The sequence below is a fragment of the Ensifer sp. genome, assembly GCF_035999135.1.
GTDB lineage: Bacteria > Pseudomonadota > Alphaproteobacteria > Rhizobiales > Rhizobiaceae > Ensifer.
Genome location: NZ_DASYGZ010000182.1, coordinates 33,184 through 47,661, shown reverse-complemented (window position 1 = coordinate 47,661; position 14,478 = coordinate 33,184). Strand labels below are relative to the sequence as shown.

Sequence of the window (14,478 nt, the reverse complement as noted above, 5' to 3'; positions counted from 1 at the left end):
GAGCGAACTCTGTTTCCAGTGCTCTTAGGTGTTCATAGAGTCGAAGAAATCGCCGTTGTTCTTCGTCTGCTTCAGCTTGTCGATCAGGAACTCGATCGCGTCGGTCGTGCCCATCGGCGCCAGAATGCGGCGGAGCACGAAGATCTTCTGCAGATCCTGACGCGGCACCAGCAGATCTTCCTTACGCGTACCGGACTTCAGAATGTCCATCGCCGGGAAGATGCGCTTGTCGGCGACCTTGCGGTCGAGCACGATTTCGGAGTTGCCGGTACCCTTGAACTCTTCGAAGATGACTTCATCCATGCGGCTGCCGGTGTCGATGAGCGCGGTTGCGATGATCGTCAGCGAGCCGCCTTCCTCGATGTTACGCGCGGCGCCGAAGAAGCGCTTCGGGCGCTGAAGCGCGTTGGCGTCGACACCACCGGTCAGAACCTTGCCGGATGAGGGAACAACCGTGTTATAGGCGCGGCCAAGACGGGTGATCGAGTCGAGCAGAATGACGACGTCGCGGCCATGTTCGACAAGACGCTTGGCCTTTTCGATCACCATTTCGGCGACCTGCACGTGGCGGGTAGCCGGCTCGTCGAAGGTCGAGGACACCACTTCGCCCTTCACGGAGCGCTGCATGTCCGTCACTTCTTCTGGCCGTTCGTCGATCAGCAGAACGATCAGATAACATTCCGGATGGTTGGCAGTGATCGAGTGCGCGATGTTCTGCAACAGTACAGTCTTACCGGTGCGCGGCGGCGCGACGATCAGGCCGCGCTGGCCCTTGCCAAGCGGCGCCACCAGATCGATGACGCGCGCGGACAGATCCTTCGACGTCGGGACGTCGAGTTCCATCTTGAAGCGCTCGTTCGGATAGAGCGGCGTCAGGTTGTCGAAGTGAACCTTGTGGCGGATCTTTTCCGGATCGTCGAAGTTGATCGTGTTGACCTTGAGCAGCGCGAAGTAACGTTCGCCTTCCTTCGGTCCGCGGATCGGGCCCTCGACCGTGTCACCGGTCTTCAGCGAGAAGCGGCGGATCTGGGAGGGCGAGATGTAGATGTCGTCCGGACCTGGAAGGTAGTTGGCGTTCGCCGAGCGGAGAAAGCCGAAGCCGTCCTGCAGCACTTCGACGACGCCTTCACCGATGATCTCGATATCCTGGGCCGCGAGCATCTTGAGGATCGCGAACATCAGCTCCTGCTTGCGCATCGTGCTGGCGTTCTCCACCTCGAGCTCCTCGGCAAAGGCGAGCAGATCGGTCGGCGTCTTGTTCTTGAGTTCTTGTAGCTTCATTTCAGCCATGAAGGATCCATGTTCAGTATGGGGAATGGAGAGATGGCGAGTATTCGTCAGGGAGCTGCAGCTGGAGGGGCAGGCTCTTGTCTTTGTCACAAGCCATGAAGAGGAGATGGCAGAAAATAGCGATTCACGTGAAACCCTGCAAGGGGCTGTCGCAAATTAGGACCGACTATCGCAGGCCATGAATCGATTAAATTCAGAACGGCTTCACCACGACCATGATCACGATGACGATCATCAGAAGGGTAGGGGCCTCGTTCATCAGCCGCCAGTAGCGGGCATCGTGCCGGTTCTCGTCGCGCTCAAACGCGCGTACGGCGCGGCTGAAACGCACGTGCACGAGCGTCAGCAGCACCACGAACAGCAGCTTGGCGTGCAGCCAGCCACCCTGAAAGCCGTAGACGCTCCACGCCAGATACAGGCCGAGTACCCATGAGATCATCATTGCCGGGTTCATGATGACCTTCAGGAGGCGCAGTTCCATCATCTTGAAGGTTTCCGACTGCGGCGAGCCCGGTTCGGCATCGGTGTGATAGATGAACAGGCGCGGCATGTAGAGCAGCGCCGCCATCCACGACATGACGGCGATCACATGCAGCGCCTTGATCCAGAGATAGAGATCATCGGGCTGCCAGATAAACAGACCCGCAAGAAGCGCCGCGAAGCAGCCGATCGCGATGGCGGCCCTGAGGCGGGCGCGGTTGCCTGGCGCCTGATCGGTCTGCTTCTCGGCCATCATCGCGCTCCGCGAACCCGGGCGACGAGCGCCGAAACGTGCTCCGGATCGGCCTGCGGGGTGATGCCGTGCCCAAGATTGAAGATCAGCGGCCCCTGGCCGAGCGCATCGAGAATACGGTCGATGCCTTCATCGAGTGCAACGCCACCCGCCACGACCCGCATCGGGTCAAGATTGCCCTGAACCGGACCCTCCTGCTGCAATTCCTTGGCGAAAGCGAGGGGAACGGTCCAGTCAAGGCCGATGGCGTCTGCTCCGGTCGATTGGCGATAGCCCTTCAACAGCTGGCCGGCGCCCTTGGCAAAGGCGATGATCCGGGCGTTCGGCCGCTGCGCTCTCACCGAAGCGATGATCCGCTGCACCGGTTTGACGGCAAAACGGGCAAACTCCTCCTCGCCAAGCACGCCCGCCCAGGAATCGAAGATCTGAACGGCGTCAGCCCCGGCATCGATCTGGCGCACGAGATAATCGGCCGAGACATCCGCCAGGAAAGACAGAAGGTAATCGAACGCCTCAGGGTTCCGGTAGGCGAAGAGGCGCGCCGGGGCCTGGTCGGGCGTCCCGTGTCCGGCGATCATGTAGGTCGCAACGGTCCAGGGAGCGCCACAGAAGCCCAAGAGCGTCGTTTCCTGGGGCAATTCGGCCCGCAGCCGCGAAACCGTCTCGAAGACCGGCTGGAGGTGCTCAGCGATGCCTTCAGGCTTCAGGCGACCGATGCCGTCGACATCGATCGGGTCCATGCGCGGTCCGTGCCCTTCCTCGAAACGGACATTGCGCTTCAGGGCATCCGGAATGACCAGGATATCGGAAAAGAGAATGGCTGCGTCGAAAGCATACCGCCGGATCGGCTGAAGCGTCACCTCGACGGCGAGGTCGGGCGTGTAGCAGAGGTCGAGGAAACTGCCCGCAACAGCGCGCGTCGCCCGATACTCGGGAAGATACCGGCCGGCCTGGCGCATCAGCCAGATCGGTGGCGGTGTGATCGTCTTCCCTGCCAAAACTTCGAGAACCTTTCGGCGCGTTTCGGTCACGGATGGTCTCTCCCAATATAAAATCAAAGATATTTAGAAGGTTTCTATTTCTTAGAGTCGGTGGGTATCAAGGATTAAAACTGGCCGCTCACTTTTCCACGACGGGCGATCACAGCGCGATCTGACGGGAGACTGATGTGGCGCTTTGTGCAAACAATGCGGAGGAGCCAAGATAAGTCATCTGAATCAGCGTGTTATATCAGCACCGAATTTTGCGCCGCTTGTGGATATCCGGTCGATAAGCGTGACACTTTGTCCTCGCCGCGAGTCTTTTCCACATTCGCCCCGGAGCATTTTCCGCGAGAGCGCCAATTGTGAATAACTCGGCTGTTTTCCACTTGCCTGGCTCAGCCCTGCGTCGTTAGCTGTCTTTCATCCCGGCTTATCAACAGCAGCAGGAGAATAGCGTGGAGAACAAGAAAAACTACTTCCACCTTCACCTGATTTCGGACTCAACCGGGGAGACTCTCATCGCTGCCGGACGGGCCGCGGCCGCGCAATTCCAGAGCTCGCATGCGCTCGAGCACGTCTATCCGCTGATCCGCAACCGCAAGCAGCTGCTGCAGGTCCTGGACGCGATCGACGGTGCACCGGGCATCGTTCTCTACACGATCGTCGATCGCGAACTTGCGGATGTGATCGACCGGCGCTGCCGCGACATGGGCGTGCCCTGCGTTTCGGTGCTCGACCCGATCATCGACCTTTTTCAGTCCTATCTCGGATCGCCGTCCCGTCGCCGCTCCGGTGCGCAGCATGTGATGGACGCGGAGTATTTTGCGCGCATCGACGCGCTCAACTTCACCATGGATCATGATGACGGCCAGTTGCCTGCCGATTTCGACGAGGCTGACGTCGTTCTGGTCGGGATCAGCCGGACATCAAAGACACCGACCAGCATCTATCTCGCCAACCGCGGCATCAAGACGGCCAATATCCCAATCGTGCCGGGCGTGCCGCTTCCCGAGCGGCTGATGGTGGCGACCAAGCCCCTCGTTGTCGGATTGATTGCGACGGCCGACCGGATCTCGCAGGTCCGCCAGCATCGCGTGCTTGGAACGACGCATGGCTATCAGGCCGACCAGTACACCGACCGGGCGGCGATCTCCGAGGAGCTGAAATATGCGCGCGCTCTGTGCGCCCGCAACAACTGGCCGCTGATCGATGTCACGCGCCGATCGATCGAGGAAACTGCCGCTGCCATCGTTGCCCTGCGTCCGCGTCTGCGTTAGAGCGGAATCGAACAATTCGGGAACCTGAACAATGACACTTTCGCTGGTCCTCGCCTCGGCCAGCCCGTTTCGCCGGGCGCTGCTGGAAAACGCCGGCCTCATTTTCGAGGCCAAGGCCGCCAGCATCGATGAACGCGCGCTGGAAAAGCCGTTGGAAGATGCGGGTGCTACGCCCGAGACCGTGGCGCTGGAACTGGCGGAAGCAAAGGCGCTGAATGTCGCCAGCCACTATCCCGGTTCGCTGGTGATCGGTTCGGATCAGACGATGTCTCTCGGGTCGCGCGTCTATCACAAGCCGAAGACGATGGCGGAAGCCGCCGACCACCTTCTCTCGCTTTCCGCACGGACCCATCGTCTGAACAGCGCGATCGTTCTCGTTCGCGATAACGCGGTCATCTGGCGACACGTTTCTTCGGCCCACATGACGGTGCGACCGCTCACGGCCGCCTTCGTCGACCGCCATCTGCAACGGGTCGGCGAAAAGGCGCTTTCGAGCGTCGGCGCCTATCAGCTGGAGGGTGAGGGCATCCAGCTCTTCGAGGCGATCGAGGGCGATTACTTCACCATCCTCGGTCTTCCGATGCTGTCGCTGCTGGCCAAACTGCGCGAACTGGGAACGATCGATGCGTGATTCACGTGAAACATTTGTTAACCACGCCTTCGTTACCGGCTATCCGATCAAGCACTCGCGCTCGCCGCTGATCCATGGCTACTGGCTGAAACAGCTGGGCCTTCCTGGCAGCTATCGCGCCCACGAGGTAAGACCGGAGGATTTCGCAGCCTTCATCGCAAGCCTGAAAGAAGGAGCCTCGGGCTTCTGCGGCGGCAACGTCACCATCCCCCACAAGGAAATGGCCTGCCGCCTGGCCGATCGCCCGGATGACCTCAGCCGGGAACTGGGCGCTGCCAACACCCTGTGGCTGGAAGAGGGTGACGTTCATGCGACCAACACAGACGGTCGCGGTTTCGTCGCCAATCTTGACGAACGCGCGGCCGGCTGGGACCGGGCGTCGACGGCCGTGGTGCTGGGCGCCGGCGGCGCCAGCCGCGCCATCATCCAGGCCGTTCGCGACCGCGGCATCAAGACCATCCATGTCGTCAACCGCACCGTCGAACGCGCGCAGGAACTCGCCGACCGCTTCGGTCCGTCGATCGCAGCCCATCCGATGGGAGCGCTCGGCGAGGTCATGACCGGCGCTGGCCTGTTCATCAACACCACGTCGCTCGGCATGGATGGGGCCGAAGCGCCGGAGCTCGATTTCGGCGTCATGGCCGCAAGCGCCGTCGTAACCGACATCGTCTATGTCCCGTTGAAAACGCCGATCCTCGCCCAAGCCGAGGCGCAGGGATTCACAACGGTCGACGGATTGGGCATGCTGCTGCATCAGGCCGCACCGGGATTTGAACTCTGGTTCGGCTGTCGCCCGAGCGTCGATGCGACGCTTCGACAACTCATTATCGACGACATGGACAGGCATTGATGATCATCGTCGGGCTTACAGGATCGATCGCGATGGGCAAGTCGACCGCGGCCCAGATGTTTCGTGATTTCGGGGTGCCGGTCAACGATGCCGACGAAGTCGTGCATGAGCTCTATCGCGGCGCGGCCGTCGGGCCTGTCGGCACTGCCTTTCCCGGAACGACGAAGGACGGATCTGTCGACCGGGCGGAACTGTCGCGCCAGTTGATGGGTGCACCGGAACGGTTGCGCGAGCTCGAGGCCATCGTTCATCCGCTCGTTCGCGAAAAGGAACAGGCGTTCCTCGAAACGCACCGCGCAGCCGGCGCGGCCTTCGTGGTGCTCGATATTCCGCTCCTGTTCGAAACCGGTGCGGAAAATCGCGTCGACCGCATCGCCGTCGTGACCTGCTCAGCCGAACTCCAGCGTGAAAGAGCGTTGAAGCGACCGGGAATGACCGAGGAAAAACTGGCGATGATCCTTGCGCGCCAGGTTCCAGACAGCGAGAAGCGCAAGCGCGCCGACTACATTATCGATACCAGCGACAGCTTCGACGTCACGCGCGGCCGGGTGAAGGCCATCGTCGATCAGCTCTTGGCCAAGAACGGAGCCGCCGATGCGTGAAATCATCTTCGATACGGAAACCACGGGCCTCGACAATCGAGAGGACCGGGTCATCGAAATCGGCGGCGTCGAGCTCGAAAACCAGTTCCCGACCGGCCGCACCCTTCACCTCTTCGTCAATCCGGGCAATCGCAAGGTCCATCCTGACGCACTGGCGATCCACGGGATCACCGATGACTTCCTCAAGGACAAGCCGCCCTTCGCCGATGTCGTCGACCAGATTCTCGAATTTTTCGGCGATGCCCGCTGGGTCGCGCACAACGCCACCTTCGACATGGGTTTCGTCAACGCGGAATTTGCCCGTCTCGGCATGCCGCCGATTGCGGTCGATCGGGTAACCGATACGCTGGCGCTTGCCCGCCGCAAGCATCCGATGGGACCGAACTCGCTCGATGCCCTGTGCCGTCGTTACGGCATCGACAATTCGCATCGCGCAAAACACGGGGCGTTGCTCGACTCCGAGCTTCTCGCTGAAGTCTACATCGAGATGATCGGTGGCCGTCAGGCGGCGCTCGGTCTTGTTTCGAACAAGTCGTCCGGTCAGGCAATTGAATTTGACGATGCGCCGATCACCATCGGCCTGCGCCCGCGCCCTTTGCCAAGCCGCCTGTCGGAGGCGGATCTCGCCGCCCACGCGGCGCTGGTTGCAAAAATTGGCGGAAAGGCGATCTGGGCCAAGTACGAACCGCAGGAATAAAAGCACGAACCTCAGGAACAAAAAAAGCCCGGCGAGACCGGGCTTTCTTGTATCCGTGACTTGATCGACGATCAGTTCGCCGTTTCGTTCGAAACCTGGGCACGGACCTTTTCTTCGGCCATGCGCTGCGCGAACATCTGCGCGAAGTCGATCGGGTCGATCATCAGCGGCGGGAAACCACCGTTGCGGGTCGCGTCGGCAACGATCTGGCGCGCGAACGGGAACAGCAGGCGCGGGCACTCGATGAAGAGCAGCGGCAGCATGTGCTCCTGCGGGAAGCCTGCAACGCGGAAGACGCCGCCATAGGCGAGCTCGACGTTGAACAGAACCCGGTCGCCGTCCTTGGCTTCCGCGTTCAGCGAGAGAACGACGTCGAAATCGTTCTCTGCGAGCGGGTTCGCGTTGACGTTGACGTTGATGTTGATCGACGGCGCCTTGTCACGAGCCTGCAGCGAACGCGGAGCGCCCGGGTTCTCGAAGGAAAGGTCCTTGATGTATTGGGCGAGGATGTTCAGCGACGGGCTCTGTGCGCTGCCGTTGCCATTGGATGCGGTATCAGTCGTCATAAGGGTTCCTCGACATAATTCGGTGAGGCCATCTAGCATTTCGGCCTATGGCTTACAACCCTGCGGCCCCGCGGCTTTCAGCCGATAACCCGTGTCTGCGGCCTCGATGACAGGGCAGTCACCATGCGCGCAAATCTGGGCGATAGCGCGTTGCCATGTTGCGCATCGGGGCTAGCGTCGCTGACGGTCTTCCGTGCCCTGCGGATCTTCGTCATCCGTTCGCGAGAATTCGCCCTCGTCGAGATCGATGACACCCGGCGACGGACGGGGGTCGCGGGGATCCTCACGATGTTGCCAGCGGGGCTGCGAGGCCGCCGTGACGATCGTCATCCGCCGGCGAAGAAACGCGGCCACCGCATCGCGAACAAAGGGCAGAAACAGGAGGAGGCCGATGACATCGCTGACGAACCCCGGAATGACGAGCAATATGGCCGCCACGACGAGCAAGGCGCCGCCGAGCACCTCGCCGCCCGGGTCGCGTCCGGCCTGTGTGGCCTGCTGCATCCGCCGAATGACGGTAAAGCCCTGGACTCTCAGGAGGAATATGCCGACAAATGCGCTTGCGAGCACCAAGAGCAGCGTCATGAGAAGGCCGATTTCGCGACCGACCACGACGAAGCCGGCGATCTCGGCCAGTGGCAGGCCGAGGACGATAAGGGGTATAAGAAGTGAGCGCATGGTGCTGCCTGAAATGAAAATTGGCGCCACATCCCTTGCCAAAGGTGCGACATCGCCATTTGAATGATCTGATCTTGCGGACTATATGGAATAGCTACGAGAAATTCTAACAGCGGTTCCGGGTGGAAATGGGCTCTTTCGACTTCATCACGTTTTTTTTCCTGATCGCTGCCGTGGTCATCTTTCTGCAACTGCGCAGCGTCCTTGGGCGTCGGACTGGCAACGAACGGCAGCCCCTCGATCCCTACTCGCAGCGCGACATGAGCCAGGGGCCGGACAACGGCGACAAGGGCAAGGTCGTGCAGTTGCCTCGACGCGACAATACCGACGAGGATGCGAACCGTTACGAAACGGTCGACGCCTTCGCCAAGGCCGGAACGACCTTGAACACCCAGTTGCGGGCGGTGAGCGACGCCGACCCGAGCTTCGACCCCAAGGAGTTCATCAACGGCGCCAAGATGGCCTACGAGATGATCGTGATGGCCTTTGCAGATGGCGATCGCAAGACGCTCAAGAATCTCCTCTCGCGGGAAGTCTACGAGGGCTTTGATGCGGCGATCACCGATCGTGAGCGCAAGGGCGAAGTGGTGAAGTCCACCTTCGTTGGCATCGACAAGGCCGACATCATTCACGCCGAAGCCAAGGATAGCGAAGAGAACATCACCGTTCGCATCGTCAGCCAGCTGATCTCGGCGACCTATGACAAGCAGGGCGGCCTGATCGACGGCGACGCCGAATCGGTGGCCGAGGTCAACGACCTCTGGACCTTTTCCCGCGACATCCGTTCGCGCGACCCGAACTGGAAGCTGATCGCGACCGAATCCGAAAACTGAGCGGATAGGCGACGATGTCCTTTCGACTAACACCCGTCGGCTTTGACGACCTTCCGGGCTGGCGCGACGACGACCCGACGGCGGTCATCGAGGCAATGCGGCGCTGTCATCGGCATGTGTCGACGGTCAAGCCGTATCGCGCCGGTTCATTGGGCATCGCCGTCGATGACCTGCTTCCGGCATTCTCGGCTTCTTCGGCGGATGTTGACGATGCCGAAGGCGCCCGGGCGTTCTTCGAAAGGCAGTTCGTGCCCTTTCGCATCAGCCCTGACGGCGGCTCGGGTTTTGTCACGGCATTCTACGAGCCGGAAATCCACGTTCGCGCCGAAGCGGACGAAATCTATCGTTACCCGCTCTATCGACGTCCGGCCGATCTGATCGATATCGATGATGCCAACAGGCCAGACGGAATGGATCCCTATTTCGCCTTTGGCCTTTCGAAGGACGGCGAAGTCAGCGAGTATCCGGACAGGCGGGCGATCGAACAGGGATACCTCGCAGGCCGGGGCCTTGAGATCGCCTATGCAAAGTCGAAGGTCGAAGTCTTCTTCGTCCATGTCCAGGGAGCAGCGCGCCTGGTCTTTCCGGACGGAAAACGGCGCGGTGTGACCTATTCAGGCAAGAGCGGACACTACTTTTCGCCGATCGGAAAGCTCCTGATCGACCGTGGCGATATCGATGCCGCGACCGTTTCTATGATGAGCATTCGCGACTGGCTTGAGGCGCATCCGGACCAGGTCGACGAGGTTCTCTGGCACAATCGGTCCTTCATCTTCTTCCGCGAGGCCGACGTCGAAGACGAGCGCCTGGGACCGATCGCCGCCGCGAAGGTCTCGCTTGAACCCGGGCGCTCGCTGGCGGTGGATCGTCTGATCCATACCTTCGGGGTGCCCTTCTATGTCGCGAGCCCCAGCCTGACGCGCCTCGACGACGGCAAGCCCTTCCAGCGCCTGATGCTGGCGCTCGATACCGGCTCGGCAATCGTTGGACCGGCGCGCGGCGATATCTTCACCGGCTCCGGATATGACGCCGGCGAACGGGCAGGGGCCGTGCGCAACATTGCCGATTTCTACGTCTTCGTACCAAGGGCTGCCGCAGCGCGATTTGGCCATGCCGAAGGATAAGAAACTCTCGGCCGAGGATCGCATACTCTGGGGCAAGGTTGCCCGCTCGGCGCGGCCGATGCCGGGTCGGCTCGACGAGCTGACGGAGCTGCTGTCGGAGGTTGAAGCGACCAAGCCGCAGGATCAGTCGGAGCCAAAACCGCAACAGCGACCGACCGGCCCCGTCGACCGTCCGGGCATCGCGCTGACGACAAAGCCGGGCGAAAGGCACCACCAACCGCTTGAAAGGCCGGTCAAGCGCAAGATCGCCAAGGGGCGCGTGACGCTCGAGGCGCGGCTCGACCTGCACGGCATGATCCAGAGCGAGGCCCATGGCCTGCTGTTGCAGTTTCTTTTGGGAGCGCACCAGCGCGGGCTGCGCCACGTACTGATCATCACCGGCAAGGGCACGTCGCTCGGCAGCGATGGCGCCCTGAAGCGGGCGGTACCGCTCTGGTTCTCCCTGCCCGAGTTCCGGCCGTTGATCTCGTCCTATGAGCCGGCCGCGCGCAATCACGGCGGCGAGGGCGCCCTCTATGTCCGGCTGGCGCGTGTCAGGGGAAGCGCGACATGACGCCCTTCGGCGAGGCGCTGCGCGACCTCAGGCGCCGGAAGGGCGTATCGCAAAAGCAGATGGCGGCCGCGATCGGCGTATCGGCTGCCTATCTCTCCGCGCTCGAGCACGGAAAGCGCGGTGCGCCGAGCTTCGATTTCCTCCAGCGCGTCGCCGGGTACTTCAATGTCATCTGGGACGAGGCGGAAGATCTTTTCCGCATCGCCAACGTCTCTGCGCCGAAAGTGCTGCTCGACACGTCGGGCCTGACGCCGGAGCACACGGCATTTGCCAACCGCCTCAGCGAACAGATCCGCGGTTTGTCGGCCGAGACGATCCGCGCCCTGGAAGATGTTTTGGAAAAAGCCACATTTCCTGATAATGACAGGGGATGAATGCCCGTTTCCGGCCGTCGCCTGGCGGTCCGGGATTTGGAACCGTGGACAAATTTTCTATAGTCCGCGAGGCGTCCGAGACGTGATTCGCAACGAATCACCATGTCCGAAGAACCTGGAAAGACCCGTACCGTATGACCGATACTCCTGAGACCGCAACCGGCGCCAGCGCCGAATATGGTGCCGATTCCATCAAGGTGTTGAAGGGCCTCGACGCCGTACGCAAGCGGCCGGGCATGTACATTGGCGACACGGACGATGGCTCCGGCCTGCACCACATGGTGTACGAAGTGGTCGACAACGCCATCGACGAGGCGCTTGCCGGTCATGCCGACGTCGTGACGGTGACGCTCAATCCCGACGGGTCCGTAACCGTGACCGACAACGGTCGCGGCATCCCGACGGGTATCCATAAGGAAGAGGGCATCTCGGCCGCCGAGGTCATCATGACCCAGCTGCACGCCGGCGGTAAGTTCGACCAGAACTCCTACAAGGTTTCGGGCGGCCTGCACGGCGTTGGCGTGTCGGTGGTCAATGCGCTTTCGGTTTCCTTGAAGCTGAAGATCCGCCGTGACGGCAAGATCCACGAGATGAGCTTCACCCACGGCGTTGCCGATCGTCCGCTCACCGTCACCGGTGATGCGGGTGACGCGACGGGCACCGAGGTGACGTTCCTGCCGAGCGCCGAAACCTTCTCCAAGACCGAGTTCGACTACAGCACGCTCGAACACCGCCTGCGCGAACTCGCCTTCCTCAATTCCGGCGTCCGCATCATGCTGACCGACAAGCGCCATTCCGACATCCGCCAGGACGAACTGATGTATGAGGGTGGCCTTGAAGCCTTCGTCGCCTATCTCGATCGCGCGAAGAAGCCGCTGGTTCACAAGCCGGTGGCCATCCGTGGCGAAAAGGACGGTATCACCGTCGAAGTGGCGATGTGGTGGAACGACAGCTACCACGAAAACGTGCTTTGCTTCACCAACAACATCCCGCAGCGCGACGGCGGCACCCATATGGCCGGCTTCCGCGGCGCGCTGACCCGGCAGGTCACGTCCTATGCCGACACATCGGGCATCACGAAGAGAGAAAAGGTCACGCTCCAGGGCGAAGATTGCCGCGAAGGCCTGACCGCAGTGCTCTCGGTCAAGGTTCCCGATCCGAAGTTCTCGTCGCAGACCAAGGACAAGCTGGTGTCGTCGGAAGTGCGGCCGGTGGTCGAAAGCCTTGTCAACGAGGCGCTGAGCACCTGGTTCGAGGAGCATCCGACCGAAGCCAAGATCCTGGTCGGCAAGGTTGTCGAAGCGGCTGCTGCCCGCGAAGCCGCCCGCAAGGCCCGCGAACTGACCCGCCGCAAGGGCGCGCTCGACATTTCCTCGCTGCCCGGCAAGCTGGCGGACTGCTCCGAACGCGACCCGGCAAAGTCCGAAGTCTTCCTGGTGGAAGGTGACTCGGCAGGTGGTTCGGCCAAACAGGGCCGGTCGCGCGAAAACCAGGCGATCCTGCCGCTGCGCGGCAAGATCCTCAACGTCGAGCGTGCGCGCTTCGACAAGATGCTGTCGAGCCAGGAAATCGGCACGCTGATCACCGCGCTCGGCACCTCGATCGGCAAGGACGAGTTCAACGCCGACAAGCTGCGCTACCACAAGATCATCATCATGACGGACGCTGACGTCGACGGCGCCCACATCCGCACGCTGTTGCTCACGTTCTTCTTCCGGCAGATGCCGGAGCTGATCGAACGCGGCCACATCTACATCGCCCAGCCGCCGCTTTATAAGGTGACGCGCGGCAAGTCGGCGCAGTACCTGAAGAACGAACAGGCGCTCGAAGATTACCTGATCTCGATGGGTCTCGAAGAAGCGACGTTGCAGCTTGAATCGGGCGAAGTGCGCGCCGGCCAGGACCTGCGCGAGGTCATCAACGACGCGCTGCGGCTGCGAAACCTGATGAATGGACTTCATTCGCGCTACAACCGTGCGATCGTCGAACAGGCGGCCATCGCCGGCGCATTGAACGTCGAACTCAACGGCCAGCGCGACGAGTACGAAAAGACAGCTGCGGAAATCGCCCGTCGCCTCGACGTGATCGCCGAGGAAACCGAGCGCGGCTGGACCGGCACGGTCACCACCGAAGGCGGCTTGCGGTTTGAACGCATGGTTCGTGGCGTCAAGGAAGTCGCCGTGCTCGACATGGCGCTGATCGGATCCTCCGATGCGCGTTACATCGACCAGCTGGCGTCCAAGCTGAAAGAGGTTTACGCGGCGCCGCCGGTGCTGCGTCGTCGTGACGGCGGGCAGGAGGTCAGCGGTCCGCTTGCGCTTCTCGATGCGATTTTCGCCGCCGGCCGCAAGGGTCTGTCAATGCAGCGCTACAAGGGTCTCGGCGAAATGAACGCCGAGCAACTCTGGGAAACGACGCTCGATCCGAACGTCCGCTCGCTGCTGCAGGTCCGGGTCACCGACGCCACGGACGCCGATGGTCTGTTCTCGCGCCTGATGGGCGATGAGGTCGAGCCACGTCGCGATTTCATCCAGGAAAACGCGCTGAGCGTCGCCAACCTCGACATCTGATCGAGGTCTTGCAGAGACAAAGGAAAATCCCGGCCTTGAGCCGGGATTTTTGTTGGTGCTTCGTTCGCCTTTGAACGTATCGCGCTTGAATTACTCGCCCCTGAACTGGCCCTCGAAGGCGAATTCGCTGACCTGTTTGCGCTGGCTCGGGATCTCGCGCGCCCTGAGGTCGTCGGGAAGGGTCGACGGATCGGCGAGCCGGCCGATGGCGACGGCGGCTTCGACGCGGTGATGCTCGGGGACGTTCAGGACTTGCATCGCCTTGTCGCGGTCGATGCCGGCCATGCCGTGGGTATGCCAGCCGGCGAGCGAAGCCTGGAGCGCAAGGCTGTACCAGGCAGAGCCCGTGTCGAAAGCGTGGGTGAAGGCGTGGCGCATCTCGCCGTTCTGCGCAGCGTTGTGCGTCCGTGAAATCACGATCAGAAGGGCGGCGGCATTTTTGGCCCAGCGCTGGTTGCCGTCGTCGAGAATGTCGAGCAGCACCGGAAAATGTTTTGTGCCGCGGCGGGCATAGACAAAGCGCCAGGGCTGGCGGTTGCTCGCCGATGGCGCCCAGCGGGCGGCCTCGAAGAAGGACTGCAACACGCCGTCCTCGATCTCCTCACTGGTGAAGGCGCGGGGCGACCATCGCTCGATGAACATCGCATCGATCGGATGGTCGGCTTTTCTGTTGTCGGTCGCCGTCATGACATGGCTCTCCTGCGAATGGCGAAATCC

The 14,478-nt window shown here is 61.7% G+C and carries 16 protein-coding genes; 10 read left to right on the top strand and 6 right to left on the bottom strand.

The genetic code is table 11. From position 1 onward, the window contains the following. Positions 1-24: 24 nt before the first annotated feature. The 3 genes from rho to hemE form a co-directional block, all read right to left on the bottom strand. Entirely contained in the window at positions 25-1,290 is a 1,266-nt protein-coding gene (rho, locus tag VGO12_RS24075) for a transcription termination factor Rho (protein WP_089044254.1), read from the bottom strand. 193 nt (positions 1,291-1,483) lie between these two features. Next, on the bottom strand, positions 1,484-2,026 hold the full coding sequence (gene hemJ, locus VGO12_RS24070; RefSeq protein WP_327515256.1) for a protoporphyrinogen oxidase HemJ: 543 nt from the start codon (positions 2,024-2,026) through the stop codon (positions 1,484-1,486). Then, the gene (gene hemE, locus VGO12_RS24065; RefSeq protein WP_327515255.1) at positions 2,023-3,054 is read right to left on the bottom strand and encodes a uroporphyrinogen decarboxylase; all 1,032 of its coding nucleotides are present in this window, start codon (positions 3,052-3,054) and stop codon (positions 2,023-2,025) included. Before hemE ends, hemJ begins: the two co-directional genes overlap by 4 nt. A 407-nt stretch (positions 3,055-3,461) precedes the next feature. On the opposite strand from hemE, the gene VGO12_RS24060 reads away from it, so the two are divergent. Genes VGO12_RS24060 through dnaQ form a run of 5 tightly spaced genes read left to right on the top strand, consistent with a single transcriptional unit; the run spans position 3,462 to position 7,063 of the window. Further along, on the top strand, positions 3,462-4,283 hold the full coding sequence (locus VGO12_RS24060; protein WP_327515254.1) for a pyruvate, water dikinase regulatory protein: 822 nt from the start codon (positions 3,462-3,464) through the stop codon (positions 4,281-4,283). Positions 4,284-4,314: 31 nt separating this feature from the next. Continuing rightward, entirely contained in the window at positions 4,315-4,914 is a 600-nt protein-coding gene (locus tag VGO12_RS24055) for a Maf-like protein (protein WP_327515253.1), read from the top strand. Further along, positions 4,907-5,764, top strand: coding sequence for a shikimate dehydrogenase (locus VGO12_RS24050; RefSeq protein WP_327515252.1), 858 nt, complete (start codon positions 4,907-4,909; stop codon positions 5,762-5,764). The genes VGO12_RS24055 and VGO12_RS24050 overlap by 8 nt, the downstream gene beginning before the upstream one ends. After that, the gene (coaE, locus tag VGO12_RS24045; protein ID WP_327515251.1) at positions 5,764-6,366 is read left to right on the top strand and encodes a dephospho-CoA kinase; all 603 of its coding nucleotides are present in this window, start codon (positions 5,764-5,766) and stop codon (positions 6,364-6,366) included. Before VGO12_RS24050 ends, coaE begins: the two co-directional genes overlap by 1 nt. Next, positions 6,359-7,063 carry a DNA polymerase III subunit epsilon gene (dnaQ, locus tag VGO12_RS24040; RefSeq protein WP_327515250.1) on the top strand — a complete coding sequence of 235 codons (705 nt, stop codon included), beginning with the start codon at positions 6,359-6,361 and terminating at the stop codon, positions 7,061-7,063. The genes coaE and dnaQ overlap by 8 nt, the downstream gene beginning before the upstream one ends. A 71-nt stretch (positions 7,064-7,134) precedes the next feature. Here dnaQ and secB read toward each other — a convergent pair whose 3' ends face one another. After that, positions 7,135-7,629, bottom strand: a complete 495-nt coding sequence (gene secB, locus VGO12_RS24035) for a protein-export chaperone SecB (protein WP_065376366.1) — start codon at positions 7,627-7,629, stop codon at positions 7,135-7,137. Between the two features lie 171 nt (positions 7,630-7,800). Then, the gene (locus VGO12_RS24030) at positions 7,801-8,307 is read right to left on the bottom strand and encodes an FxsA family protein (protein ID WP_327515249.1); all 507 of its coding nucleotides are present in this window, start codon (positions 8,305-8,307) and stop codon (positions 7,801-7,803) included. Between the two features lie 128 nt (positions 8,308-8,435). On the opposite strand from VGO12_RS24030, the gene VGO12_RS24025 reads away from it, so the two are divergent. The 5 genes from VGO12_RS24025 (at position 8,436) to gyrB (ending at position 13,761) form a co-directional block, all read left to right on the top strand. Beyond that, positions 8,436-9,140: a Tim44/TimA family putative adaptor protein gene (locus VGO12_RS24025; protein ID WP_327515248.1), complete on the top strand. Its 705-nt coding sequence runs from the start codon at positions 8,436-8,438 to the stop codon at positions 9,138-9,140. A gap of 14 nt (positions 9,141-9,154) precedes the next feature. Then, entirely contained in the window at positions 9,155-10,264 is a 1,110-nt protein-coding gene (locus tag VGO12_RS24020; protein WP_327515247.1) for a murein transglycosylase A, read from the top strand. Continuing rightward, entirely contained in the window at positions 10,251-10,817 is a 567-nt protein-coding gene (locus VGO12_RS24015) for a Smr/MutS family protein (protein WP_327515246.1), read from the top strand. The genes VGO12_RS24020 and VGO12_RS24015 overlap by 14 nt, the downstream gene beginning before the upstream one ends. Beyond that, positions 10,814-11,191: a helix-turn-helix transcriptional regulator gene (locus VGO12_RS24010; RefSeq protein ID WP_327515245.1), complete on the top strand. Its 378-nt coding sequence runs from the start codon at positions 10,814-10,816 to the stop codon at positions 11,189-11,191. The genes VGO12_RS24015 and VGO12_RS24010 overlap by 4 nt, the downstream gene beginning before the upstream one ends. Positions 11,192-11,325: 134 nt before the next feature. Then, positions 11,326-13,761, top strand: a complete 2,436-nt coding sequence (gene gyrB, locus VGO12_RS24005; RefSeq protein WP_327515244.1) for a DNA topoisomerase (ATP-hydrolyzing) subunit B — start codon at positions 11,326-11,328, stop codon at positions 13,759-13,761. Positions 13,762-13,851: 90 nt separating this feature from the next. On the opposite strand, the gene VGO12_RS24000 is transcribed toward gyrB, so the two are convergent. Beyond that, on the bottom strand, positions 13,852-14,448 hold the full coding sequence (locus VGO12_RS24000) for a nitroreductase family protein (protein ID WP_327515243.1): 597 nt from the start codon (positions 14,446-14,448) through the stop codon (positions 13,852-13,854). Positions 14,449-14,478 lie beyond the last annotated feature (30 nt).

Bases quoted from the DNA above. Each gene is read 5' to 3' on its own strand.
- VGO12_RS24050 (WP_327515252.1), top strand. From the start codon at position 4,907: ATGCGTGATTCACGTGAAACATTTGTTAACCACGCCTTCGTTACCGGC.
- VGO12_RS24030 (WP_327515249.1), bottom strand. From the start codon at position 8,307: ATGCGCTCACTTCTTATACCCCTTATCGTCCTCGGCCTGCCACTGGCC.
- VGO12_RS24000 (WP_327515243.1), bottom strand. From the start codon at position 14,448: ATGACGGCGACCGACAACAGAAAAGCCGACCATCCGATCGATGCGATG.
- VGO12_RS24055 (WP_327515253.1), top strand. From the start codon at position 4,315: ATGACACTTTCGCTGGTCCTCGCCTCGGCCAGCCCGTTTCGCCGGGCG.
- dnaQ (WP_327515250.1), top strand. From the start codon at position 6,359: ATGCGTGAAATCATCTTCGATACGGAAACCACGGGCCTCGACAATCGA.
- VGO12_RS24020 (WP_327515247.1), top strand. From the start codon at position 9,155: ATGTCCTTTCGACTAACACCCGTCGGCTTTGACGACCTTCCGGGCTGG.
- gyrB (WP_327515244.1), top strand. From the start codon at position 11,326: ATGACCGATACTCCTGAGACCGCAACCGGCGCCAGCGCCGAATATGGT.
- hemJ (WP_327515256.1), bottom strand. From the start codon at position 2,026: ATGATGGCCGAGAAGCAGACCGATCAGGCGCCAGGCAACCGCGCCCGC.
- secB (WP_065376366.1), bottom strand. From the start codon at position 7,629: ATGACGACTGATACCGCATCCAATGGCAACGGCAGCGCACAGAGCCCG.
- coaE (WP_327515251.1), top strand. From the start codon at position 5,764: ATGATCATCGTCGGGCTTACAGGATCGATCGCGATGGGCAAGTCGACC.
- rho (WP_089044254.1), bottom strand. From the start codon at position 1,290: ATGGCTGAAATGAAGCTACAAGAACTCAAGAACAAGACGCCGACCGAT.
- VGO12_RS24015 (WP_327515246.1), top strand. From the start codon at position 10,251: ATGCCGAAGGATAAGAAACTCTCGGCCGAGGATCGCATACTCTGGGGC.
- VGO12_RS24025 (WP_327515248.1), top strand. From the start codon at position 8,436: ATGGGCTCTTTCGACTTCATCACGTTTTTTTTCCTGATCGCTGCCGTG.
- VGO12_RS24010 (WP_327515245.1), top strand. From the start codon at position 10,814: ATGACGCCCTTCGGCGAGGCGCTGCGCGACCTCAGGCGCCGGAAGGGC.